This is a genomic window from Kutzneria buriramensis (assembly GCF_003387475.1).
In the GTDB taxonomy this organism is placed as follows: Bacteria; Actinomycetota; Actinomycetes; order Mycobacteriales; family Pseudonocardiaceae; genus Kutzneria; species Kutzneria buriramensis.
The window spans coordinates 410,104-433,265 of sequence record NZ_QUNO01000005.1 but is presented as its reverse complement, the minus strand read 5'-3'; the positions used below and the strand labels follow the sequence as shown (position 1 = coordinate 433,265).

At 71.2% G+C, this 23,162-nt stretch carries 21 protein-coding genes and 1 pseudogene; 8 read left to right on the top strand and 14 right to left on the bottom strand.

Annotated elements, in window-relative coordinates; genetic code table 11:
- Positions 1-2: 2 nt before the first annotated feature.
- Positions 3-3,614 (bottom strand): discoidin domain-containing protein, encoded by a 3,612-nt coding sequence (locus tag BCF44_RS17215; RefSeq protein ID WP_116175290.1) that lies wholly within the window; start codon positions 3,612-3,614, stop codon positions 3-5.
- A gap of 113 nt (positions 3,615-3,727) precedes the next feature.
- Complete coding sequence (locus BCF44_RS17210) at positions 3,728-4,510, bottom strand: helix-turn-helix transcriptional regulator (RefSeq protein WP_116175289.1); 783 nt, start codon at positions 4,508-4,510, stop codon at positions 3,728-3,730.
- A 51-nt stretch (positions 4,511-4,561) separates the two neighbouring features.
- Here BCF44_RS17210 and BCF44_RS17205 point away from each other — a divergent pair, with 51 nt between their 5' ends.
- A complete protein-coding gene (locus BCF44_RS17205) occupies positions 4,562-5,266 on the top strand; it encodes an SDR family oxidoreductase (RefSeq protein WP_116175507.1) in 705 nt (234 codons plus the stop codon).
- A 1-nt stretch (position 5,267) separates the two neighbouring features.
- Here BCF44_RS17205 and BCF44_RS17200 read toward each other — a convergent pair whose 3' ends face one another.
- Complete coding sequence (locus tag BCF44_RS17200) at positions 5,268-6,233, bottom strand: hypothetical protein (RefSeq protein ID WP_147328515.1); 966 nt, start codon at positions 6,231-6,233, stop codon at positions 5,268-5,270.
- 84 nt (positions 6,234-6,317) lie between these two features.
- Between BCF44_RS17200 and BCF44_RS17195 the strand changes: the two genes are divergently transcribed.
- On the top strand, positions 6,318-8,354 hold the full coding sequence (locus BCF44_RS17195) for an oxidoreductase (protein ID WP_246015173.1): 2,037 nt from the start codon (positions 6,318-6,320) through the stop codon (positions 8,352-8,354).
- Here the strand turns inward: BCF44_RS17195 and BCF44_RS17190 are convergent, their stop codons facing one another.
- From BCF44_RS17190 to BCF44_RS17160, 6 genes and pseudogenes are all read right to left on the bottom strand, one after another.
- Complete coding sequence (locus BCF44_RS17190) at positions 8,355-9,011, bottom strand: cytochrome b/b6 domain-containing protein (RefSeq protein WP_211353051.1); 657 nt, start codon at positions 9,009-9,011, stop codon at positions 8,355-8,357.
- Positions 8,989-9,654, bottom strand: coding sequence for a molybdopterin-dependent oxidoreductase (locus tag BCF44_RS17185; RefSeq protein ID WP_116175287.1), 666 nt, complete (start codon positions 9,652-9,654; stop codon positions 8,989-8,991). The genes BCF44_RS17190 and BCF44_RS17185 overlap by 23 nt, the downstream gene beginning before the upstream one ends.
- A 67-nt stretch (positions 9,655-9,721) precedes the next feature.
- On the bottom strand, positions 9,722-10,756 hold the full coding sequence (locus BCF44_RS17180; protein ID WP_116175286.1) for an amidohydrolase family protein: 1,035 nt from the start codon (positions 10,754-10,756) through the stop codon (positions 9,722-9,724).
- Entirely contained in the window at positions 10,753-12,084 is a 1,332-nt protein-coding gene (locus tag BCF44_RS17175) for a cupin domain-containing protein (RefSeq protein ID WP_116175285.1), read from the bottom strand. Before BCF44_RS17175 ends, BCF44_RS17180 begins: the two co-directional genes overlap by 4 nt.
- Before the next feature lie 72 nt (positions 12,085-12,156).
- Positions 12,157-12,935: pseudogene (locus BCF44_RS59150) on the bottom strand (oxygenase MpaB family protein).
- 134 nt (positions 12,936-13,069) lie between these two features.
- Positions 13,070-14,020, bottom strand: a complete 951-nt coding sequence (locus BCF44_RS17160) for an LLM class flavin-dependent oxidoreductase (RefSeq protein WP_246015171.1) — start codon at positions 14,018-14,020, stop codon at positions 13,070-13,072.
- A gap of 57 nt (positions 14,021-14,077) precedes the next feature.
- On the opposite strand from BCF44_RS17160, the gene BCF44_RS55505 reads away from it, so the two are divergent.
- Together BCF44_RS55505 and BCF44_RS17150 are read left to right on the top strand one after the other, a co-directional pair.
- Positions 14,078-14,407 (top strand): hypothetical protein, encoded by a 330-nt coding sequence (locus BCF44_RS55505; protein WP_170217543.1) that lies wholly within the window; start codon positions 14,078-14,080, stop codon positions 14,405-14,407.
- A gap of 52 nt (positions 14,408-14,459) precedes the next feature.
- Positions 14,460-15,287 carry a hypothetical protein gene (locus BCF44_RS17150; RefSeq protein ID WP_116175280.1) on the top strand — a complete coding sequence of 276 codons (828 nt, stop codon included), beginning with the start codon at positions 14,460-14,462 and terminating at the stop codon, positions 15,285-15,287.
- Positions 15,288-15,335: 48 nt separating this feature from the next.
- Here BCF44_RS17150 and BCF44_RS17145 read toward each other — a convergent pair whose 3' ends face one another.
- From BCF44_RS17145 to BCF44_RS17135, 3 genes are read right to left on the bottom strand one after another with little or no spacing between them, the layout of a single operon-like run.
- Positions 15,336-17,492, bottom strand: coding sequence for a heavy metal translocating P-type ATPase (locus BCF44_RS17145; protein WP_116175279.1), 2,157 nt, complete (start codon positions 17,490-17,492; stop codon positions 15,336-15,338).
- A gap of 11 nt (positions 17,493-17,503) precedes the next feature.
- On the bottom strand, positions 17,504-17,707 hold the full coding sequence (locus BCF44_RS17140; protein WP_116175278.1) for a heavy-metal-associated domain-containing protein: 204 nt from the start codon (positions 17,705-17,707) through the stop codon (positions 17,504-17,506).
- A gap of 34 nt (positions 17,708-17,741) precedes the next feature.
- Positions 17,742-18,023: a metal-sensitive transcriptional regulator gene (locus BCF44_RS17135; protein ID WP_116175277.1), complete on the bottom strand. Its 282-nt coding sequence runs from the start codon at positions 18,021-18,023 to the stop codon at positions 17,742-17,744.
- A gap of 258 nt (positions 18,024-18,281) precedes the next feature.
- Between BCF44_RS17135 and BCF44_RS17130 the strand changes: the two genes are divergently transcribed.
- Together BCF44_RS17130 and BCF44_RS17125 are read left to right on the top strand one after the other, a co-directional pair.
- Positions 18,282-18,833, top strand: a complete 552-nt coding sequence (locus tag BCF44_RS17130; protein ID WP_116175276.1) for a DUF2087 domain-containing protein — start codon at positions 18,282-18,284, stop codon at positions 18,831-18,833.
- A 195-nt stretch (positions 18,834-19,028) separates the two neighbouring features.
- The gene (locus tag BCF44_RS17125; RefSeq protein WP_116175275.1) at positions 19,029-19,970 is read left to right on the top strand and encodes an MEDS domain-containing protein; all 942 of its coding nucleotides are present in this window, start codon (positions 19,029-19,031) and stop codon (positions 19,968-19,970) included.
- 13 nt (positions 19,971-19,983) lie between these two features.
- Here BCF44_RS17125 and BCF44_RS17120 read toward each other — a convergent pair whose 3' ends face one another.
- Positions 19,984-20,466 (bottom strand): helix-turn-helix domain-containing protein, encoded by a 483-nt coding sequence (locus tag BCF44_RS17120; protein WP_116175274.1) that lies wholly within the window; start codon positions 20,464-20,466, stop codon positions 19,984-19,986.
- Between the two features lie 89 nt (positions 20,467-20,555).
- On the opposite strand from BCF44_RS17120, the gene BCF44_RS17115 reads away from it, so the two are divergent.
- Positions 20,556-21,509, top strand: coding sequence for an NADH-quinone oxidoreductase subunit B family protein (locus tag BCF44_RS17115; protein WP_116175273.1), 954 nt, complete (start codon positions 20,556-20,558; stop codon positions 21,507-21,509).
- A gap of 118 nt (positions 21,510-21,627) precedes the next feature.
- A complete protein-coding gene (locus BCF44_RS17110; protein WP_246015169.1) occupies positions 21,628-21,933 on the top strand; it encodes an ATP-binding protein in 306 nt (101 codons plus the stop codon).
- On the opposite strand, the gene BCF44_RS17105 is transcribed toward BCF44_RS17110, so the two are convergent.
- The gene (locus BCF44_RS17105; RefSeq protein WP_116175271.1) at positions 21,914-23,122 is read right to left on the bottom strand and encodes an NAD(P)/FAD-dependent oxidoreductase; all 1,209 of its coding nucleotides are present in this window, start codon (positions 23,120-23,122) and stop codon (positions 21,914-21,916) included. The two genes, BCF44_RS17110 and BCF44_RS17105, sit on opposite strands and share 20 nt — an antisense overlap.
- Positions 23,123-23,162 lie beyond the last annotated feature (40 nt).

Sequence of the window (23,162 nt, the reverse complement as noted above, 5' to 3'; positions counted from 1 at the left end):
GCTCACGACAGGGTGGTCGGCACGTTGTAGCCCTCCACCAGCAGCCTCGGGCGCGACACGGCCTTCCGCGGCGACACGGTGACCGTCCTGCTCTCACCGGGCAGCAGCCAGAAGTAGTTGTCGCCGTACAGCGTGGGCAGCACGCGGTCCTTGCCGTTGCTTTCCCGCAGCGACAACCGAACCATCGCCGCCACCGTTTTCCCGGTGTTGCGCACGACCGCGCTGTAGGCGTCGCCGGACTGCCGCAGCGACACGGACACGCTCGTCGCCGCCACCTGGTTCAGCGCCCGCATGTCGGTGTCCGCGCGGTAGCGCCAGTACGTGTTCTCCGACATCAGGTTTCCCTTGCTGTCGGTCATCCGCAGCCGCAGCAGGTGCAGCGCCGGCAGCGAATCGCCGAACGCCACCGTGAACGCCGACGTCACCGAGGACGCGCCGATGTCCACCTTCTGCGATTGCGCCGCCCCCAGCGTCGACCCGCTCAGGTCGTACAGCTGCGCGGTGACGGTCGCCCCGGACACCGCCGTCGGCGTGTGGTTGACGGAACTGACCTGCCACGTCGCCAGGCTCGCCTGCACGTGGTGCGCCTCGCAGCCCTTGCGCGCCCCGTAGTAGCTGCCGTTGACGTCCAGGTCGTAGTCGTAGGTCTGCCACACGGTGCTGTGCCAGGCCGGGTGCGACATCCACAGCAGCACGCCGCGGGCGTCGTTCCACAGCAACGCGTTCCAGGCCTCGAAGATGGCGCGCATGCTCTCGTAGTTGACGAACTGGGCCTTGCGGCAGAACTCCTCCAACCCGCTCGACGGCGCCAGCCGCGCGTCGATCGCCGCCTGATAGCTCTGCGGCTGCTGGTTGCCCTGCGTCGACCAGTCGTGCAGGTACCAGGCCGGGCCGATCGGCCAGCCCGGGTCGCCGGAGCCGACCAGGTTGCGCATGCTCTCCACGACCGACACCGTCGGAATGCCGATCTCGCTCCAGAAGCCGTGCTTGCCGCCGGTGGCGTCGCCGGTGAAGTACTGCTTCGGGTCCAGCCAGTGGTACGGCCCGTCGCCGCTGATCACGCCGCCGGCCGAGTTGCTCTGGTACATCAGGTCCGTGTTGCCGGTGACGATGTCCCGCAGCGGCGCGTCGATCGAGTCCGGCGGCGTCCCCTCGTTGCAGCCGAAGAACACCACCATGCACGGGTGGTGCCGGAAGCGCAGCACCGTGTCCTCGGCCTGGGCCAGGAAGATGTCGTGGTTGGCCGGATCGGTGGAGAAGCCGTCCCAGAACTCGTTCCACACCAGGATGCCGTTGCGGTCGGCCGCCGCGAACAGCTCCTCGCGGTAGCTGCACCCGATCCAGTTGCGGATCAGCGTGAAGTTCATGTCCCGGTGCATCGCGACGACCGAGTCCGTCCTGTCCGCCGGCATGCGGCGCAGCAGCTCGTCCCAGCCCCAGCTGCCGCCGCGGATGAACACCTTGACGCCGTTGACGAAGATGGTCATCGGCACCGGCGAGTTGTCCACAGCCTTCGCGTCGGTCCAGGTCGTGCCGTCGTTGGAGACCTGGATGGTGAACGTCGCCGCGTAGGCGTACTCCCAGGTCAGCTGGAACCGGTCGAAGGTCTGCGTGGAGCCGAGGTCGACCTGGATGTACTGGTCGTCCTCCCACGCCGAGGCCCATCGGGTGCTGGGGTCGCCGTCGACAGCGTTGCCCGCCGGCCGGCTGGGATCGTCCACGGAGGACGATGTGGCCGTCTTGTTCAGCGCCAGGTCGGTGGTCGGCGCGGCGCTGTTGATCACGGACAGCGTCCACAGCGAGATGCCGTAGCCGGTGGCCCGCTTGTGGCCCTGCAACCGCACGTACCGGGCCTGCTGCACCGGGAAGTCGACGGTCTGGTCGGCCCGGCTGTTCTTCACGGTGATCGGCAGCTGGTAGTCGTAGCTGATCTTGCGGATGCCGAAGTTCACCGACCGCTTGTCGCTGGTCCTCCCGCCGACGGTTGCCGTCAGCTGGAGCGCGTGCAGATTCGGGTCGCCGTATCCGTTGGGCCACCACAACTTCGGGTTGGTCAGCTTCAGCTGCGGGTACGCCGTCGGGTCGAACTTCACGTCCGTCGACTGGCCCGCCGCGACGGTGACCGTGCTGCTCACCTTCACGTTGTCGAAGGCCGCGGTCACCGTGACCTGCTGCGGGCTACCGGACGCGTTGCGCACCGGAACGGTGATCGTCAGCTCGGCCGAACTCAGGTCGGGCGACTTCGGCAGCACGGTGTCGATCCGCGCGTCGCCGAGGACCGCCGCGCCGGTCGAGCGCAGCCGCACGTGGTCCCAGATGCCGGAGACCCGGTCCCGGACCGCCGGCATCCAGTCCCAGCCCGACGCCGCAACCAGCGTGGGGGAGTTGGCGAAGATGCCGCCGCCGGCGTCCACGAAGGACTGGCCGGCCGGGCCCTTGTCGCCGGGGCTGCCCGGGAACGGGATCGGCGAGATCTTCACCGCCAGCGCCTGGTCGCCGCTCTTGCGCAGGGCATTGGTGACGTCGAAGGCGGCCCGGCCGAACGGGTGCGACAGCGTGCCCACCGACTTGCCGTTCAGCCACACGTCGGCCTGGTTGTTGACGCCGTCGAACTCCAGCCAGACGAACCGGCCGGCGCTCGTGTCCACTCCGGACGGCACCGAGAACGTCCTGCGGTACCACCAGGCGTGCCGGCTCAGCGCCTCCGGGATGACCATGTTGTTCATGCCGGACACCGGGTCCGGGAAGTGGCCCTGCTCGACCAGCGAGGCCAGCACCGTGCCCGGCACGGTGGCCGGCACCCAGCTGTCGGTGTTCACGGACGGGCCCGACAGCGCGGCCCCGTCCTGGCTGGGCGCGAAGTCGTCCATCGTGAGCACCCAGCCGGACTCGATCGGCACGGTGCCGTCGCCGGCCACGGTGAGTGCCGGCGGGGTGCGGTGCCGCGCCGGCCAGTTCGTCCAGCCGGTCACCTGCGGCCGGCCGCCCGTGGCCGTGCCGTACACCTGGAAACCGTTGAGGCCCAACGGGTTGCTCGTGGAGCGGCCGAACGAGGTGAACCGCACCCAGCGGGCCGCCGCCGGCTTGGCCAGCGGCACGGTGCTCACCGCGCCGGTGCCGGCGGTGGTGCTGTAGACGGTCGTCCACACCTCGCCGTCGGTGGACACGTCCAGCGCGTACGAGGTGGAGTAGCTGGTGAGGATCTCCAGGCCGGTGGTCTGGTTGCGGGACTTGGAGAAGTCGAACGCGGGGTCGCCGGGCCTGGCGTCGAAGGTCAGCACGATCTTGCCGACCTGGCACTGCCCCTGGAGGTCGACGACCATCCACTGCGGATCGCCCTGGGCCGCGCGCCAGCCCGAGCCGCGCAGGCCGACCTGGGCCACGCCGTCCACCGCGAAGGAGCCCGGGGTGGCCGCGTAGTCCGTGGACGAGACGGTGACCGGACGGAACAACGCCAGGTCGGAGGGGGTGGCGTCGGTTGCCGACGACGTGTCGGCCGCGGCCGACACCATCGCGTCGGGCAGCGCCGTGGCTAACCCGAATCCGGCGAGAAGGGTGACCCCGGTGGAGAGGAAGCCTCTCCTCGACACCCCGTCTGCTTCGACCTGCGTCATGCCCTGCTCCCGGATCCGTCGCGGCGTTGACAACGTTGCCAAGACCCTGCTTCAGGGGTGTGACTGTGTCAAGACGACAAGCAAGACAGGAAATCCGGCCACCGACATCGTTGTCATAGTCGGCGGAACAGCCGGGCCGTGGGCGGCCCCGGGTCGGCGGTGATGAACACGACCTGCTGGTCGTCGTCCGGCACGGCGAGCACGTCGCAGTTCACCCGCAACGGGCCGAGCTCCGGGTGCTCCAGCGTCTTGCGGCGGTGGCCGGGAGTGCGCACCGGGTTGGTGTCCCAGATATGCACGAACTCGTCGCTGCCACGGAGATCGGCGATCAGGCGGCCCAGGCGTTCGTCGCGGGGGTAGCGGGCGGCGGCGCTGCGCAGGCGGGCGACGGCGATCTCGCCGAACTCCTCGGCGCCGCTGCTTTGGGTTGCTGTGCTCAGGAAGCGGCGGCGGGCCAGGTTCGGCTCGCGGCGCAGGTCCCCGAGCAGCGCCTCGGCCAGCGGATTCCAGGCGATGATCTCGTACGTCGCATCGGTGACGACCGCGCCGGCCTCGGGCAGGCGGCGCAACAGCTCCGCCACGTACGGGCGAACGTGGCGGGTCGGCCCCGGCGGGGGCGAGAGGTTCGTGCCGGCGAGGCGGAACAGGTGGCGGCGCTCGGCCTCGGCCAGGCGCAGCGCGTCGGCGATCGAGTCGAGGATGCGCGGAGACGGCCGCGGCCCTCGGGCCTGCTCCAACCGTGCGTAGTAGTCGACGGACATCGTGGCCAGGCCGGCGACTTCCTCGCGGCGCAGGCCCGGCGTGCGGCGACGGCCGGCAGCGGGCAGGCCGACATCGGCCGGCCGCAGGCCGCGGCGGCGGTCGCGCAGGAACCGCGCCAGCTCTTCCCTCGGCATGGGATCGATTGTGCCTGGTTGGCCGGGATGGGGCCGGGCATCGTGGTGGCCATGACTTCCACGGCATTGGTGACCGGGGCCAACAAGGGCATCGGCAAGGAGATCGCGCGGCAGCTGGCCGCCGCCGGCCTGACTGTCTGGATCGGATCGCGGGACCCTGAACGCGGTCAGCGCGCGGTCGAGGAGATCGCCGGCTCGCGGCTGCTCGTCCTGGACGTGACCGACGAGGCCGGCATCGCCGCCGCGGCGCGTGAGGTCGACTCGCTCGATGTGCTGGTCAACAACGCCGGCATCATGGTCGACGGGGACAACCCCGTGGACGCCTCCGTCGATGGCTTTCGTCGCACCTTCGAGACGAACGTGTTCGGTGTGGTGGCCGTGACCAACGCCTTCCTGCCGGCGCTGCGCCGGTCCGCCCATCCCCGCATCGTCAACGTCTCCAGCGGCACGGGGTCGCTGACCTGGAGCACCTCTGGCGAGCACTTCCGTTACGGCGGTTCGGGCGCGGCGTACCGGTCGTCCAAGGCGGCGTTGAACGCGCTCACGGTGTTCTACGCGCAAGCGCTTGCGGACGACGGATTCAAGGTCAACGCCTTGGCGCCGGGGCTGCGGCGCACCGACCTGAACGAGCGCGCCGCCGCCAGCGACGGCGACCCTGGGGAGGCCGCCGCCGGCGCCGTGCGGCTCGCGTTGCTGCCGGACGACGGCCCCACCGGCGAGTTCCGGTCCTGGGATGGTTCCCCGGTGCCGTGGTGATTCACGCCAGCTGGTGCCAGCTGCCGCGGTAGTACCAGAGGCCGCCGGTGGAGTCGACGTAGAAGTCGCCGTTCTGGCCGTTCGCGGGCGCGGTGTTGGTGAGGCTGCCGGGGAGGAGGCGGATGGCCGCCTGGCCGCCGGCGAACACGCCGCCGCGAGCGGTCTTGCTGAGGCCCTGCACGCCGTTCTGGTCCTTGCTGTCGCCCGTGACGGCCGCCGCCGGCGCGGTCACGCCGCTGCGTTCGACGGAGACACCGAGCACACCGACGCCGTTCGGCTGCACGGCGAGGCCGAACACGCCGTGGCCCTCGTTGGCGATGCCGCGGACGCCGTCGCCGCTGCCGGAGTGGCCGTAGACGCCGGTGGCGGCGTAGGAGCCGTCGCCGAAAACGCCGATGCCGTTGTCGTTCTGGCAGTTGCCGTGCACGGCGGCGAGACCGCTGGTGGTCTGCGCGGCGATGGCTTCGCCGTTCTGGGAGGTGGCGAACACCCCGGCCACCCCCTCGACGCCGATGCCGACAACGCCGGCCGGCACGGGTACCGACACGGGCCGCCCGAGCCCTGGGGCCTGGCCGATCACGCCGCCGTAGTCGCCGGTGCCGAACACCCCGTAGTCGCCGAAGGCGTCGAGTCCGGACGCGTAGCCCTGGTGCGCGACGAGGGTGTCGTTGGACACCGTGAGCGCCGCGGCGTTGCCCGCGTGGTCGGCGTACAGGGCGGTGCCGTTGGTGGCGAAGTTGGTGACGCCTTGCAGGACCGGGTTCTTGTCGTCGGCCGCGGCGGTCGGGGCGGCGGCGACCTCCGCGCCGACGGAGAGCGCGGCCGCGCCGAGGGCGACCTGGCCGGCGCGCTTGAACATGGCGCGGCGGCTCACCGGCCGGGCCAGCTCGTCGAGGCGGGCCGACAGCCTGCGGTTCTCGTCCTCCAGCTTGTGCAGCCGGGCGAACAGCTCCTCGTGTTCGGACATGGTCACCAGTGTCGGGGCGCGGTGCCGCCGCTGTCCCGTCCGATGGGGTGCCCGATCGCGCCGGCTTGTGGCACGGTGGGCGGCGTGGCCTACGACGTGCTGTTCGAGCCGGTGCCGATCGGGCCGGTCGTCACCCGAAACCGGTTCTTCCAGGTGCCGCACTGCAACGGCATGGGGTACCGCGACCCGTCGGCCGAGGCGGCGATGCGGGGCGTCAAGGCCGAGGGCGGCTGGGCGGTGGTGTGCACCGAGGAGACGGAGATCGGGCCGTCCAGCGACCTGACGCCGTCGATCGAGCTGCGGCTGTGGGACGACCGGGACGTGCCGGCGGTGGCTCGGATCGCCGACCGGATCCACGAACACGGGGCGCTGGCGGGCATCGAGCTCGTCCACAATGGAATGCACGCGGCCAACCTGACCAGCCGGATCCCGCCGATGGGGCCGAGCGCGCTGCCGGTGGTGGGCAGCAACCACCCGGTGCAGGCGCGGGCTATGACCCTGGCGGACATCGCCCTGCTGCGGGAGATGCATCGTGCCGCGGTGCGGCGGGCGCTGTCGGCGGGCTACGACCTGATCTACGTGTACGCGGCGCACGGCTACGGCATGCTGGAGCATTTCCTGTCGCCGCAGCACAATCACCGGTTGGACGAGTATGGCGGTTCGCTGCGAAACCGGGCCCGGCTGCTGCGCGAGGTACTGGCCGACACGCGGGAGCTCTGTGCCGGCAAGGCGGCGGTGGCGTGCCGGCTGGGCGTGGGCGGCGGGGCCGAGGAGACGGCGTTGTCCGCAGCGGAGACCCGGGAGGTCGTGCACGAACTGCGGGACCTGCCGGATCTGTGGGACTTCGTGGTGGGACCGTGGTCGGCGGATTCCAACACGTCCCGGTTCGGGCCGGAGGGCGAGCAGGAGGAGGCCGTCCGCGGCCTGAAGTCGTTGACCTCCAAGCCGGTCGTCGGCGTAGGACGGTTCACCTCGCCGGACGCGATGGTCCGGCAGATCCGTTCCGGTGTGCTGGACTTCATCGGCGCGGCCCGGCCGTCGATCGCGGATCCCTTCCTGCCGTGGAAGATCCGGGACGGGCGGCTGGACGAGATCCGCGAGTGCATCGGCTGCAACATCTGTGTGTCCGGGGACCACACGCAGTCGCCGATCCGCTGCACCCAGAACCCGAGCATGGGTGAGGAGTGGCGGCGCGGGTGGCACCCGGAGCGCTTGCGCCCCAGGGGATCCGACGCCACCGTGCTGGTCGTCGGCGCCGGCCCGGCCGGCCTGGAGGCGGCGATGTCGTTGGGACGCAGGGGATATCAGGTCACCCTGATCGAACGGTCCCGGGTGCTCGGCGGGCGGGTCCGTCGCGAGGCGGCGCTGCCGGGGCTGGCGGCGTGGACCAGGGTCGCGGACTACCGCGAGGCCGTCCTCGGCAAGCTCGATACCGTCGAGCTGTACTACGAGAGCGAGCTCACCGCCGACGACGTGCTGGAGCACGGCTTCTCACACGTCGCCGTCGCCACCGGCGCCCGGTGGCGCGCGGACGGCGTCGGCCGGCAGCACCCTTGCGGGCTGGCCATCGACCCGGCGGCTGAGGTCCTCACCCCCGACGACGTCATGGCCGGCGCGCGGCCGCGCGGCCGTCACGTGGTGGTCTACGACGACGACCACTACTACATCGGCGCCGTCCTGGCGGAGTTGCTGGCCCGCGAAGGCTTCGCCGTCGAGCTCGTCACACCTGCCGCGAGCGTGTCGGAGTGGACCGCGAACACCATGGAGCTCACCAAGATCCGCCGCCGCGTGATCGAGGCGGGCATCATCGTGCACACCAATCGCTCGGTGGTCTCCGTTGCCGGCGTTGTGCGTACGGCCTGCGTTTTCACCGGCTCCGAACGCGACCATGCCGCCGACTCCGTCGTGTTGGTGACCGCCCGGACGCCGATCGACGACCTGAGCCACCAATTGCTGGCCAGGCAGTCGGCGTGGACGCACCTCCGGTCCGTCCGTGCCATCGGCGACGCCTTCGCGCCGAGCACCATCGCCGCCGCGGTGTGGGCCGGCCGCGAGTACGCCGAAACCCTGGACGCCGTCGCCGAGCCGTTCCGCCGGGAGATCACGGAACTGGCGCCGTAGTCACCCCAACCAGTTGGGGTGTTCCTCGCGGGCCCAGTCCAGTCGGACGTAGCCGGTGCGCATGCCCTCGCGGGCCAGCGGATCGCGGTGTGCCATTCGGATGTGCCCGACCAGCACCGCAGCGATGGCCAGCGCGAGCCAGTCGTGCACGAAGATGGCGCTGCTGCGCGGAATCCACGGCAGCAGGCCGCCGAACCACATCAGCAACCCGGTGAACAGCATCACCGGCACCGCGCCGCCGATCCACGCGGCGTACAGCTTCTGACCGGCGTTGAACTTGCCAGCCGGCCGGGACCTGAGCCGCTTCAGGGCTCGCCGCAGCCATTCGCCGTCATACGCGGCGAAGCGGTTGAGCCGGCGCAGGTCGGCCCGGAACGACGCGGAGAACAGCCCCAGCAGCACGGGAACCGGCAGCAGCAGGCCGGACGCCTCGTGCACAGCCACGACGATCAACCGCCGGCCGACCAGCTCCGCCAGGGGAGGAAAGTACAGGCAGGCAGCGGTGCCGACGCAGAACGCCATCAGCCAGCCGGTGGCGCGGTGCACCAGCCGCTGCACCCGGCCGAACCGCGGCACCCAGCCGGGCCGCTGCTCCTGGCCGGGCCTTGGCACGTTGCCGCGCCGGGGCACCCGGTCAGAGCCAGCCGTCGGCGTCATAGCCGTACTCCTCCCAGTAGCCGGGCCGGACCTGGTCGGTGACGGTGATGCCGGACAGCCACTTCGCCGACTTGTAGAAGTACATCGGCGCGGCGTAGAGGCGGACGGGTCCGCCGCGCTCGTGGGTGAGGGGTTGGTCCTGGAGCTTCAGCGCCACGAGCATGTCGGGCCGGCGGGCCTGGTCGAGGGTGAGGCTCTCGGTGTAGACGCCGTCGAAGCAGGTGAAGCGCACGGCGGCGGCGCGGGACTGCACGCCGGCAGCGTCGAGGAGGGCCGACAGCGGCACGCCGGTGAAGGCGGCGTTCTCGACCTTCCAGCCGTCGGTGCACTGCACGTCGTGCACGACCCGGCGCTGGGGGAGCGCGCCGAGCTCGGCGAGCGTGAACGACCTTGGGCGGTCGACCAGACCGTCGATGGTGAGCCGGTAATTCGCCTCGTTCTTGACGGGAACGGACGCGGTGACGCTGTAGTACCGGAACCCACCGCTGTTCGGCAGCAGCTGGGTCACGCCGACGGGGTCGGCGTCGAGCAGCTTCTGCCATCCTCCCTGCAACACCGGGGCGGCGGCGATGCCGGCCGCGCCCGCGGCGAGCACGGACAGCAGCACCCGGCGGCCGATCGGCTTGCCCTCGTCTTCGCTCACGAGCCGAGCCTATGCGCACTGCTCTAACCGGTGTGCGATTCGTGCGGAGGTTGGCCGGATGTGTGGGTCAGCGCACTCGGCACCCCCTCAGGATCACGGCCGCCGGCGCGGACAGCTGGGAGAGGTCGGTCCGCGGATCCTCGGCGTACACAACGGCGTCGGCGGGCGCCCCGGGAGTCAGCCCGCCCAGGCCGAGGAACTCCCGAGCGGCCCAGGACGCGGCGGCGAGGGCGTCGTGCGGGCGGAGACCGGCCCCGACCAGCGACCGGATCTCGTCGACGACCCGGCCGTGCGGCCGCGAGTCGGTGCCGGCGAGCACGGTCACGCCGGCCTCGACCGCCATTGCGGCGAGCCGCCCGTGCACCTCGGCTCCGCCGAGGTACCAGTCGCGCCGCGGACCCGGTGGACGGGAACGCACTTGCTTCAGGCTGGACTCGATGACCGACAGCGTGGGGGTGAGGACCGTGCCTTGGGCGGCCATGGTCGGCAGCGCGGACGGGTCGAGGCACATGCCGTGCTCGACGGAGTCGACACCCGCGGCCACACACGCGGCTCCGCCGGTGGCGTGCTGCGTATGGGCGGCGACCCGGCCGCCGACGGCGTGCACGGCGTCGACCACGGCCTTGAGCACCTCGGCCGGCACCGGCTCGTCGTCCACACCCCAGTCACTGATGATCTTGGTCCAGCCGGTGCGGGCGGCCTGCTCGGCGGCGACGGCCGGCATGTCCGCGTGCTCGACCCGACGTCCCCAGCCGTCGAAGAACTGGCCGAACTGTGCCAGCCACGGCCCGGCGTGCCAGGCCCGCGGCAGGTCCGGGTCCCGCCCGAACCACTCCGGCGGATCGCCGGCCAGACCGGGCGCCCTGATCACGGTCACGCCGGCTGCCACGTGCAGGCGGAGATCCTCACGCAGCATCGCCTCGTCGAGCGGGTCGCCGGGTTTCTCGGCGCCGGGATGGGTGTGCGCGTCGACGAGTCCGGGCAGCAGCCAGCCCTCGATCACCTCCGCGCCCGACGCCGGATCGTCCGTCCACCGGTCGCCGTCGGCACACAGATCGACGTACTCCCCGGACGGCAACGCGGTGCCGCGGACCCGGATCATGCGGACCTCCTCGCGGTGAGCAGCAGCATCCCGGCCGGGCTGCGCAGATCGACCAGATCGAGGCCGGCCGCACCGAGCCAGGTCGTCAGCTCCGTCGGCGTGAACGATCGCACGCCGGACGCCTCCTCGTACTGTCGTTGGAAGAACCGGGCCGTGGGCCGGTCGGAGCGCCGGGCCGTGACGGCCGTGAACACGCCGCCCGGTCTCAGGCACCGGGCCACCTCGCGCAGCACCTCACGCGGCGATGGCAGTAACTCCAAGGCATGAGAGCAGTTGACGGCCCCGAGCGAGCCGGTCGCGAACGGCAACACCCCCGGTGGGCTATCGACCCCATCCAACGTGAGCACCTGACCGACGTGGTCGACCAGCGTCTGCGTCCAACGGCCGGTCGCCAGGTCGAGCAGCGGCACGTCGGCAGCGGTCAGGTGCGTGCGGAGATAGTCGTCCTCGACTTCGGGCGCCAAGACGCTGTTCTCGCCCGGCTCCACCACATTGTCGGCCTTGGTGCCCAGCGCCGCGGCCGAATCGTCGCCACGGAGCTGTGCTTCCAGGTAGTCCAACGCTAAAGTCACCGGCTCCGCGTTGGGGGAGCCGACGACGGCGAGGATCTCCGGCAGTCGGGCGGTCACCGCATCGTGGCACGACGTCGACAGGACGCCGAGCAGGATCAGTGCCCGGGCGTGCGCCGGATCCTCGGGGATGCGCTTCGCCGCAACGACAAGCCCGTCGACCACGTCGTCCGGTGTCGGCCCCGGGCCGGCGATCAACTCGCCGAGACGTCGGTACGAGTCGAGCACCGCGTGACCGCTGGCCAGATTCGCCAGATGCCGTGACCGCTCAACGGGATCGTCCCTGAACACGGTGGTGCCGCGAGCGGCCGACTCCGCGGCCATCACGGCCGGATCCGTGTGGGCGTGGGCGTCGCCGCCGGGCAGCCGGTTCTCGGCCGCCGGCGAGCTGACGATCTGGAACATCTCCTCGAAGCCGCCGGGGGTGATCAGCACGAGGAAGTGGGCCTCCTCGGAAATCACCGCGAACCGGTGCGGCTTGTGCCGGGGCAGGAACGCGGACTCGCCGGCACGCAGCACGCCCTCGCGGCCGTCGACGAGGTACGAGAGTTCCCCGGCCAGCACGACAAGCGTCTCGTCCTCGCGGGAATGCACGTGCGGGGGCGTGGAATAGCCCCGCACGGCGCGTTGCTCGACGACGCTCAGCGCCCCGTCGGTGTCGCCGGCGGTGGCACGGATCGACATCAGCCCGCCGAGATGCCACAGCTGTCGTGGCAACTCCGTGCCGCGCCGTGCCAGCAGGCCAGGTGGAATCGACATGCCGCCAACACTAGCGACCGCGACCGGCTGTCAAGGGCGATCGCCGCAGAAGGCGCAGTCCATTGGGGACGGTCACAGCCCGACGCGCTCGATCTCGTACCCGTCGGGGTAGCTCGGCGTGTCGAGTTTCTCCTGGTAGAGCGGCACTTTCCGGACCGGAAGCCGACGCACTACCGCACCGCGGGCCTTGAACGCAAGGTGCCCCGCGCGCACCGCCCACGCGGGCACGGAACCGACGCCGAGCGCCGCGCGGAGGCGTTCGTCGAGCAGTGCGTTGGCCATCGTGTCGGCGAACCGGCGGCCGACGGGCGCGAGCGGCCCCGGCAGCCATGCCGCGAACAGCTCGGTCAGCTGTGCGCGGGTGGCGTCCCACTGGCGCTTGTTCGCTTCCGTGTAGCGGAAATGCTCCCGTTCGTACGAGTCGAACCAGGTCTCGAACTCCGGCAGCGTGGCCGGGTGCCGCGCACTCCCATCAGCCGGCCCATTTCCTGGTAGAAGCGGAACAGCGCGGTCCGCTCGTGGCAGCAGATCGGCCGCCACGCGTAGACGTCCAGCCAGCGCAGCGTGGGAATCACGAACGCGCCCAGCACGTAGACGAATTCGTGGTCGGGGATCCGCCACGGCCGGTCCGTGCCGGCCCGCTGCATCGCGGCCCCGTGCACGCGGCGCATCTGCCGCACGGCTGCCTGACCGCGTTCGTGCTCGAGGCCGTAGTGGATGGCCTCGAAGAGGAGGATGGCGGTGTTGTCCAAGCGGCGCTGGGTGTGCGCGGTCATCTCGCCGGTGCGGTCGAGCAGCGCGCTGATGCCCGGCACCGCGAAGGTCCGGTAGAAACCCAGCTGGATGCCCATGGTGATGTCCCACGGGAATTCCAGCAGCGCCATGTCCCGGTAGATCCGGTGGTAGTCGCGGTCGGGGTCGAGTCGGCGGAACTCCCGCAGCCGGTCGTAGCGGCCCACCGCGTCTCCCTTCAGCGCAGACCCGATCAACCCAGGGCTGGGGCGATTTTAGCGACCAACTCGTAGGATCGCCGCCGCGCCGCGTGGTCGTGCACCGGAGTGGTCAGCATGAGCTCCGTCGTGCCGGTCTCCTCGACCACAGCCTGCAACAGCTCGCGGACGGTGTCCGGCGACCCGACCAGCACGCCACCCGAACGGGCGGCGATCTCCGCGCGGTCGTCGTCGGTGTACGGGTACGCGGCGGCATCGGCCGCGCTGGGCAGCTGGATGCGCCGGCCGCGGACCCGGCTGAGCACCTTCAACCGGGTGGAGCCGGCCAGATACTCCGCCTCGGCATCGGTGTCGGCGACGATCACCGACACGCTGACCAGGGTCTGCGATCCCCGGTACTGCCCCAGCGCCGCGGCGGCGTTCTCCGGCTCGAGGTGGTGCGCGAAGGCGTAGCCCAGGCCCAGCGACGTGGCGAGTTCGGCGCTGTGGCCGCTGGAACCCAGCAGCCACACCGGCGGCCGGTTGCCGACGGCGGGCACCGCGCGCACCCGGTTGCCGCCCTCGAAGTACTGGAGCAGCTCGCGTACCTGCGCCTCGAAGCTCTTGGCGGTCCGCTCGCGCTCGCTGCGCACGGCGTCGGCGGCCGGCTGCGGCCCGCCGAGCGCGCGGCCGATGCCCAGATCTATTCGTCCCGGGTGGAACACCTCCAAGGTGCCGAACTGCTCGGCGACGACGATGGGCGCGTGGTTGGGCAGCAGCACGCCGCCGGCCCCCACACGAATCCGGCCGGTGACGTCCGCTATCCGTCCTACCACAACGGCCGGCGCCGAGCTGGCGACGCCGCGCATGCTGTGGTGCTCGGGCACCCAGTACCGGTGAAAGCCCAGCTCATCAGCCAGAACCGCGAGGTCAAGCGTGTTTCGCAGAGCCTGTCGGGCGGTGCTGCCCCGCACGATCGGGGACGTGTCCAGCACGGATACGCGCACGTTGTTCCCTCCAGCCGGACCGGCCGCCCGGGTACCCAGGTGGGGTATGGTAGCGCCGTGACGACCCGCGCGCGGCTGCTGACGCTGTTCGCCGTGCTGGTCGGCATTTTTCTCATGCACGGCCTGCCCATGCAGTCCTGTGCCGGCGACTCGATGGCCGCCCCGATGGCTCATGTCGCCGCCGGCGTGTCGTCCAGCCATGGCGGCGTTTGCGAGTTCACCGCACCTTCCCGTGACACGGGTCCGCTGCTGACCCTGGTGCTGGTGGCCGTCGCTTTGCTGGTGACGGTGCTGTGGCGGCCGCTGTTGGTCGGCGGGCCCAGTCGCCGCGGTCCGCCGCTGTCCGGCGCCCGTCTGCTGACCGTGGTGTGCGTTTCCCGGACGTGATCGGCACTCGTGTTGTGCCGTCCTGTTCACGTCGCACGGAAAGACGTTTCCCATGTTCACGACCACGCGTGCCCTGGTGGCGGTTGTCGCCGCCGGGGTGTTGACCACTGCCTGCGGCAGCAGCCCCATGCAGATGCCCTCGTCGTCTGCGATGCCCGAGTCCTCGATGTCCATGTCGCCCATGGCCATGGGCGACGGGCTCGCGGCCCAGTCCGGCGGCTACACCTTCAAGCCGGCGTCCAACACCGTGACCGGCGCGTTCACGTTCCAGATCCTCGGCTCCGACGGCCGGCCCGTCACGGCCTTCGAGCCCGAGCAGACCAAGCTCATGCACTTCTACCTCGTGCGATCCGACCTGACCGGGTTCCAGCACGTGCACCCGACCATGGCCGCCGACGGCACCTGGACCGCGCCGCTGGCCGGTGCCGCGTCCGGCACCTACCGGGCGTACACGCAGTTCGTCGTCGGGGGCCAGTCGGAGGTGCTGAGCCAGCAGGTGACCGTTCCCGGCAGTGCGACGAATGCCGCCCTGGCTGCGCCCAGTGCAACAACGGCGGTGGATGGCTACACGCTCACCGTCGGCGGCGACAAGCCCATGGCGGGCATGAGCCACCAGCTCACGGTGAGCGTCGCGAAGGACGGCAAGCCCGTCACCGATCTCCAGCCGTACCTTGACACGTATGCGCATCTTACGGCGTTCCACGCAACAGATCTCGTTTTCGCGCACCTGCACCCGCAGGGCACGGTCGACGGCGACCGCGGCGGCCCGACCCTCACGTTCGAGGCGATGCTGCCCAGGCCCGGCGACTGGCGGATGTTCGTCCAGTTCCAGACCGGCGGCGTCCTGCACACCGCCGCGATCACCATCGCCGCGAGCTGACAAGAGCGTGGCCCCGGCTCGCCGAGCCGGGGCCACGCCTTTTAGGCGTCAGCGGAAGCGGCGCAGCCGCAGGCTGTTGCTCACCACGAACACCGAGGAGAACGCCATCGCGGCTCCGGCGATCATGGGGTTGAGCAGGCCCAGGGCGGCCAGCGGGAGGGCGGCGACGTTGTAGGCGAAGGCCCAGAACAGGTTGCCCTTGATGGTGCCCAGGGTCCGGCGCGACAGCCGGATGGCGTCGACGGCGGCCCGCAGGTCGCCGCGGACGAGGGTGAGGTCGCTGGCCTCGATGGCCACGTCGGTGCCGGTGCCCATGGCCAGGCCGAGGTCGGCCCGCGCCAGCGCCGCGGCGTCGTTGACGCCGTCGCCGACCATCGCGACGACCCGGCCCTCGGCCTGGAGCCGGGCGACCACGTCGACCTTGTCCTTGGGCAGCACCTCGGCGATGACGTCGTCGATGCCGACCTCGGCGGCCACCGCCCGGGCGGCGTCGGCGTTGTCGCCGGTGAGCAGAACGGGCTTGAGCCCCAACGACTTCAGCCCGGCGACGGCCTCGGGCGAGCCCGGCTTCACGGTGTCGGCGACGACCAGCACCGCGCGCGCCGCGCCGTCCCACGCGACGCCGACCGCCGTGCGCCCGGCCTGCTCGGCGGCCTGCTTGGCCTCCAGCAGCGAGGAATCCAGCTGCACACCCCACTGCGACAGCAGCCGCTCCCGCCCGACGAGCACCGCCTTGCCGTCCACGATCCCTTGGACGCCAAGGCCTTCCTCGTTGCGGAAATCGTCCACGGTGGGCAGTTCGCCGACCCGGTCGGCCGCGCCCGCGGCGATCGCCCGGGCGATCGGGTGCTCGGACGCGTGCTCCAGCGCCCCGGCCAGCCGCAGGGCCTCCGTCTCGGAGACGCCGTCAGCGACGTGCACGGAGACGAGGGTCATGCGGCCGGCGGTGACGGTGCCGGTCTTGTCGAGCACGACGGTGTCCACCTTGCGGGTGGATTCCAGCACCTCCGGGCCCTTGATCAGGACCCCCAGCTGCGCCCCGCGACCGGTGCCGACCAGCAGCGCCGTCGGCGTGGCCAGGCCCAGCGCGCAGGGGCAGGCGATGATCAGCACCGCCACCGCGGCGGTGAACGCCGCCTCGGCGGGATGCCCCGTGACCAGCCAGCCGATCAACGTCGCCAGCGCGAGCCCTATCACCACCGGCACGAACACCGCCGACACCCGGTCGGCCAGGCGCTGCACCGCCGCCTTGCCGTTCTGCGCGTCCTCGACCAGCCGGGCCATCTGCGCCAACTGGGTGTCCGCGCCGACCCTCGTCGCCCGGACGACCAGCCGTCCGCCGGCGTTCACCGTCGCGCCGACCACGGCGTCGCCCTGCCGCACCTCGACCGGCACCGACTCGCCCGTGAGCATGCTCATGTCGACGGCCGAGCTGCCCTCGACAATCACGCCGTCCGTGGCGACCTTCTCGCCCGGCCGGACCACGAACTCGTCGCCGACTCGCAGTCCCGCCAGCGGGATCCGGTGCTCCCGACCGTCCCGCAGCACCGCGACGTCCTTGGCCCCGAGCTCCAGCAACGCCCGTAAGGCGGCACCGGACCGGCGCTTGGACCGTGCCTCGAAGTAGCGTCCGGCGAGGATGAACATGGTGACGCCGGCGGCGACTTCCAGATATGTCTCGCCGTCGCCGAGGAACAGCGCGTACAGCGACCACAGGTAGGCCGCGCCGACGCCCATCGAGATCAGCGTGTCCATGGTGGCCGCGCCGTGCCGCAGGTTCGTCCAGGCGGCGCGGTGGAACGGCAGCGCGCCCCACACCACCACCGGGCTGGCCAGCACGAGCGCGAGCCACTGCCAGTACGGGAAGTGCAGCGCCGGGATCATCGACAGCAGGATCACCGGCACCGCGAGGACCGCGGAGACGATCAGCCGCTGCCGCAGGGCGTCGATCGGGTCCGTCTCGTCGGCGGCCGGCTCGGCTGTGTAGCCGGCGGCCTCGACGACCCGCACCAGCTCCGCCGGGTCGATCGTGTCCGGGTAGCTGACCTTCGCCTTCTCGGTGGCGTAGTTGACGGTGGCGGTGACACCCGCCACCTTGTTGAGCTTGCGTTCGATGCGCGCGGCGCAGGAGGCGCAGGTCATGCCGCCGATGGACAGCTCGACCTCGTGCTGAGCCGCTCGCACCTCGTGCGTCGCGGAACTCATCGAACCCTCCGTCAGACGAGCTGGTAGCCGGCTTCCTCGACGGCCGCGCGGATGTCGGCCTCCGGCACGTCCGCGTCGCTCGTCACGGTCAGGCGACCGGTGGGCAGGTCCACGTCGACCTGGCGGACGCCGGCGACCGCGCCGACCTCCTCGGTCACCGAGCTGACGCAGTGGCCGCAGGTCATGCCCTGGACCGTGTAGGTGTTCTCGGCCATCGGTTGGTGACTCTCCTCCATGGAAAGGGGTGGTTCAGGAGCGGACGAGGCGGGCGATCGCGTCGGCGGCTTCCTTGACCTTGGCGTCCGCGTTCTCGCCGCCCTCGGCGATCGCGTCCGTCACGCAGTGCCGCAGGTGCTCGTCCAGCAGCGCCAGCGACACCGCCTGCAGCGCCCGCGTGGCCGCCGAGATCTGGGTCAGCACGTCGATGCAGTACTTGTCCTCTTCGATCATCCGTTGCAGGCCGCGGACCTGGCCCTCGATCCGCCGCAGCCGACGCAGGTGCGCCTCTTTGTGCTCGGCGTAGCCGTGCATCGTCATCCTCCTGGGGTCGGGGCGCCTGCGGCGCGGCCGGTCGCGAGTGACCGGGGGAGCCGCTGGCTCGTCCCTCCTTTATACCCCTGGGGGGTAGGAGTATCGCAAGCCGGCTCGGCGTGCGCAGTATCTCGCCGCGGTGTGGACCGACGTCCACCCGGGGCCACACGGCCGGCCGGGTTCAGTCGATCGGGTGCGGTGGTCGACCCCGAGTAATTGAGCGGCGATCCGTCCCGCCCCGGGGCTACCCTCCGCGTCGTGTCCGCGAAGCTGACTGCGGCGGCCGCCGCGCTGCAGGCCCTGTCGAGCCCGACCCGGCTGGCGATCCTCGCCGCCGTCGCCGACCTCAACCGGCAGCGCAAGCCCGTCGTGCTCGGCGAACTGGGCTTCGACATGCGGACGCTGACCAAGGAGATGGGCCGGCTCACCGAGGCCGGCCTGCTGACCAGGTCCCGCGGTCAGCTCATCGCCGACCTGACACCTCTGTCCGCGCTGGCCGAGGCCGTCGTCGAAGCGACCGCGCTGGCCCGGGCCATCCCGCCGGCCTCGCCGCTGCGCCGGTTCCTGGTGCACGGCCGGATCGAGACGCTCCCGAAGAAGCCCGCCGACCTCGAGGCCCTCGCCGCCGCCCTGTGCACCCTGCTGCCGAACGACCGCACCCTCACCGAAGCCGAGGTCAACGACTGTCTGGCGCAGGCGGGCGACGACGTGGCCGGTCTGCGCCGCCTGCTGGTGGACCTGCACTTCGTGCGACGGAACGGCTCCGCCGAGTATCGGGTGATCGAGGCTCCGATCGACGTTACACCCTGAATTCGCGGACAATTCTGTCCCGCTGAATACGGGAACCCCGGACAGAAATGTCGGATGTCCCGACGATCAAGGCCGTCCACCAGCGGGGGATCACCCTAACGGGTGAAGCGTATTCACTGCGTTATTGGGCCGGACGTAGTCTTCAGTGCCCCCCGTGGAAATGCCGAACGATTCCGCGTGGGAATCGGAGGCGAGATGACAGCGGCTTTTCGGCACCTGGGTTTCCTCTACGGCAGCGACGCGGAGTGGCTCGAGATGGCGGTCCCGTTCGCGCTGGACGGCCTGGCGCGCGGCGAGCCGGTGCTGGTCGCGACGACGTCGGCCAACCTGGAGCTGCTGCGTGAGGCGATGGGGGACGAGGCCGACGGCGTGGACTACGCCGAGTCGGCCTACTTCGGCCGGCGGCCGCCGCAGCGTGCGACGGCGATCCACCGGTACTGGAGCCGCCGCCGCGGCGGCGTGGTGCGCATCATCGCCGAACCGGTCTGGACGGGCCGCTCCCGCCGCGAGGTGGACGCGTGGCAGCGCATGGAGGCGGGCTTCAACGTGGTGCTCGCCGACACCACCGTCCGCCTGGTCTGCCCGTACGACACCAGGATCGTCGACCCGGCCATCCTCGACGACGCCTGCCGCACCCACCCGGAGCTGGTCGCCGGCGACGCGGTGCGGCCGTCGCCGCAGTTCATGGCCCCGGACGAGTTCGCCCGCCGGCACACCGCGCCGGGCTCGGTGGCCACCGTCGGGGACATCTTCGACTTCGACGGGGACCTCGGCGCCGTGAGGCAGTACGTGCTGGGCAAGGCCACGCCGTTGCTGGGAACCGAGGACGCGGTCGCCATGTTCGGCATCGCGGTCGGCGAGTCGCTGACGTACCTGCTCCGGCAGGGCATCACGCACGTGTCGGTGTGGGTCCGGCCGGCCGGTGGCCGGGTGGTCTGCACCCTGCACAGCGAGCAGCCGCTGGCCGTGCACCCGTTCGTCGGCTTCCGTCCACCCGACCGGCCGCAAGGTGACGGCGACGGCCTGTGGCTGACGAACCAGATCTGCGAGTGGCTGGACGTCACGTCGGACGACACCGGCTGCACGGTGGAGCTGGCCGTGCCCGGTCATCGGGCTGCCGAGGCATTCGGTGTCTAACGGGACACAAGTGTCAGCGCAGCTTGACCTCGCCGAAGCGTTCCTGGATACGGCGGAGCTCCCGCAGCCGGGGTTCGGTCTCGCCGCCGACCCAGCGGCTCACGGTCTTCGCCGACACGCCCAGCTGACGCGCGGCGGTCTCCCGGTTGATGCCCTCGCGGCGCAGCATCTCCGTGATCCAGTCGGCGAAGGTGTCCTGCTCGGGGGGCATCGCCACCGGTTCGTCGGCCACCGCGTGCAGCACGTCGAACTCGACGTACTCGGGGTAGACGCGGCAGGAGATCTGGATCGCGCCGCTGGGGCCGGCCGCGTCCAGCAGGGCCCGGAACACGGCGTTGGTGATCTCGCGGTTGTCGGCCTCGGCCAGCGGGGCGTCGGAAACGCACTGTCGGATGAAGTCCCGGATCTCGGGCACTGCCGCCGGTCGCGCCGGGAACACGCGCGTGACGACCTCGATCGGGAGCACCTCGATGGGTTGCTCGCTGGTCCCGGCCACGCCTGCCGCCTTCCCGCCGCACGCTGTCCTGGGATTTTCGCCGACAACGGCCGGATCCACCAGTACCCTGGCCGCGCCGGAGGTGTCCGATGAGCGAAGTTCTGCACATCCTGTGGATGAATGGCGGGCTCGGCTGCGACGGCGACTCCGTCGCGCTGACCGCCGCCACACAGCCCAGCATCGAGGAGCTCGTGCTCGGAGGCATGCCGGGACTACCCCGGGTGGCGCTGCACTGGCCGATGCTCGACTACGACAACGGCCCGAGCTTCATGGACTGGTGGCACAAGGCGGACCGGGGCGAGCTGGACCCGTTCGTGCTGGTCGTGGAGGGGTCGATCGCGGACGAGTCGAACAAGGCGGAGGGCTTCTGGACCGGCTTCGGCACGGATCCCGAGACCGGCCAGCCGATCACCGCGAGCGAGTGGCTGGACCGCCTGGCGCCCAAGGCCTGGGCCGTGCTGGCGGTCGGCACGTGCGCCGCGTACGGGGGAATCCACGCGATGGCCGGCAATCCCACCGGCGCGATGGGCGTGCCGGACTACCTCGGCTGGGAGTGGCGGTCGAGGTCCGGCATCCCGATCGTCTGCGTGCCCGGCTGCCCGATCCAGCCCGACAACCTGTCCGAGACGCTGCTGCACCTGCTCTTCCAGTACGGCAGCCCGGAGCCGGCGCTGCCGCTGGACGAGTCGCTGCGGCCGAAGTGGCTGTTCGAGACGACCGTGCACGAGGGCTGCGACCGGGCCGGCTACTACGAGCAGGACGATTACGCCGAGAGCCACGGCTCGCCGAAGTGCCTGGTCAAGCTGGGCTGCTGGGGCCAGGTCGTGAAGTGCAACGTGCCCAAGCGGGGCTGGATCAACGGGGTCGGCGGCTGCCCGAACGTCGGCGGCATCTGCATCGGCTGCACCATGCCCGGCTTCCCGGACAAGTTCATGCCGTTCATGGAGTCGCAGGCCCTGGCGGCCCGGGAGACACGTCTGTCCGGCTCGGTGGTGCGCGTGCTCCGGTCGATCCGCACGACGCGCACCACGGGGGACCGCTAGGTGTACTGGCCCGTGAGGTTGGGAACGCGGCTGGCGGGTGGGAGGCCCGCGAGTGCGGTGTGGCCGCGGTGGTGATTCCAGGTGTGCGCGCACCGCGGCCACCGCATCGTCGGTCGTCTTGACGTACACGGTCGTGGGTGTCGACAACGCCGTCAGCTACAACGACACCAATGGCTGGGTGCGGGTCGAGATCGCCGACACGCCGGCTCTGGCCGTGCGGAATACCGGCCCGGTGCTGGACCCCGACGCCGCGGAGGCGCTGTTCGAGCCGTTCCACCGCGGGGCCGCCGACCGTACCGGTGACACCGCGCATTCAAGCCTGGGGCCGTCGATCGTGCAGTCCGCCGCCGACGCCCACGGCGGCAGTGCGCAGGCCCGTGCCCACCCCGACGGCGGGCTGGACGTCACTGTGCGACTGCCGTGAGCGGCGTCGCGGGATCGGCGAGCGCCTGCGGGTCGATCTCGGTCCTGGCCCGGATCAGCGCCTTGATCGGGTCGACGACGTCCCAGACGTTCACGTTCATCCCGGCCAGCACGCGATTGTCCTTGAGCCAGAAGGCGATGAACTCGCGGCCGGGCACGTCGCCGCGGAACACCACGCGGTCGTAGCCGTCGGGCAGGCCCACGTACTCCATGCCCAGGTCGTACTGGTCGGTGAAGAAGTAGGGGAGTTCCTCGTGGCCGGCCGGCTCGCCCAGCATGGTGGCGGCGGCGACCGGCGGCTGGCTCAGCGCGTTGGCCCAGTGCTCGACGCGGATGTGCTTGCCCAGCAACGGATGGAAGGCGTTGGCGACGTCGCCGGCGGCGACGATGTCCGGGTCGTCGGTGCGCAGCGCCGCGTCCACGACGACGCCGTTGTCCACGCGCAGGCCCGCCTTCTTGGCCAGCTGCGTGTTCGGCTCCGCGCCGACCCCGACCACCACCGCGTCGGCGTCGATCCTCGTGCCGTCGGATAGTCGTACGCCGGTGGCGGTGATCTCCGCGACCTGGACGTTCAGGCGCAGATCCACCTCGTGGTCGCGGTGCAGGTCCGCGAAGACCGTCGCGACCTCCGGGCCCAGTGCGCGCAGCAGCGGCAGCTCCGCCGCCTCCAGCACCGTGACGGCCACGCCCGCCTGCCTCGCGGCCGCCGTCACCTCCAGACCGATCCAGCCCGCGCCGACCACCACCAGCCGGCCCGCCGACGCCAGCGTTTCCCGGATGGCCTCGGAATCCTCGATCCGGCGCAGGTAGCGCACACCCGGCGCGTCCGCGCCCGGCACCGGCGGCCGCCGTGGGCTCGCGCCGGTCGCCAGCAGCAGCTTGTCGTAGGCGTGGGCGCTGCCGTCCGCCAGCTCCACGCGGTGGCCGTCGCGGTCGATTCGGCTGACGCCGATGCCCAGCGTCAGGTCCACGCCGTGCTCGTCGTACCAGGTCGCGGGGTGGACCCGCAGGCTGTCGCGGTCCGCCTTGCCCGTCAGGTGGTCCTTGGACAGCGCCGGCCGTTCGTAGGGCAGGTGCAGCTCGTCGCCGACCAGCGTGAGCCGCCCGTCGAAGCCCTGCTCGCGCAGCGCTTCGGCCGCCTTCGCCCCCGCGAGGCCGCCGCCGATGATCACGAACCGCTGCTCCGCCACCCCGACCTCCGCTCCCGGTTTTCGCCAACAAATCTTGGTC

What these genes read in the sequence shown, in the direction of transcription:
- BCF44_RS17175 (WP_116175285.1), bottom strand. Translation starts at nt 12,084, where the DNA reads ATGTCGATTCCACCTGGCCTGCTGGCACGGCGCGGCACGGAGTTGCCA.
- BCF44_RS17180 (WP_116175286.1), bottom strand. Translation starts at nt 10,756, where the DNA reads ATGATCCGGGTCCGCGGCACCGCGTTGCCGTCCGGGGAGTACGTCGAT.
- BCF44_RS17125 (WP_116175275.1), top strand. Translation starts at nt 19,029, where the DNA reads ATGACAGCGGCTTTTCGGCACCTGGGTTTCCTCTACGGCAGCGACGCG.
- BCF44_RS17115 (WP_116175273.1), top strand. Translation starts at nt 20,556, where the DNA reads ATGAGCGAAGTTCTGCACATCCTGTGGATGAATGGCGGGCTCGGCTGC.
- BCF44_RS17190 (WP_211353051.1), bottom strand. Translation starts at nt 9,011, where the DNA reads ATGACGCCGACGGCTGGCTCTGACCGGGTGCCCCGGCGCGGCAACGTG.
- BCF44_RS17150 (WP_116175280.1), top strand. Translation starts at nt 14,460, where the DNA reads ATGTTCACGACCACGCGTGCCCTGGTGGCGGTTGTCGCCGCCGGGGTG.
- BCF44_RS17135 (WP_116175277.1), bottom strand. Translation starts at nt 18,023, where the DNA reads ATGCACGGCTACGCCGAGCACAAAGAGGCGCACCTGCGTCGGCTGCGG.
- BCF44_RS17210 (WP_116175289.1), bottom strand. Translation starts at nt 4,510, where the DNA reads ATGCCGAGGGAAGAGCTGGCGCGGTTCCTGCGCGACCGCCGCCGCGGC.
- BCF44_RS17215 (WP_116175290.1), bottom strand. Translation starts at nt 3,614, where the DNA reads ATGACGCAGGTCGAAGCAGACGGGGTGTCGAGGAGAGGCTTCCTCTCC.
- BCF44_RS17205 (WP_116175507.1), top strand. Translation starts at nt 4,562, where the DNA reads ATGACTTCCACGGCATTGGTGACCGGGGCCAACAAGGGCATCGGCAAG.
- BCF44_RS17140 (WP_116175278.1), bottom strand. Translation starts at nt 17,707, where the DNA reads ATGGCCGAGAACACCTACACGGTCCAGGGCATGACCTGCGGCCACTGC.
- BCF44_RS17145 (WP_116175279.1), bottom strand. Translation starts at nt 17,492, where the DNA reads ATGAGTTCCGCGACGCACGAGGTGCGAGCGGCTCAGCACGAGGTCGAG.
- BCF44_RS17200 (WP_147328515.1), bottom strand. Translation starts at nt 6,233, where the DNA reads ATGTCCGAACACGAGGAGCTGTTCGCCCGGCTGCACAAGCTGGAGGAC.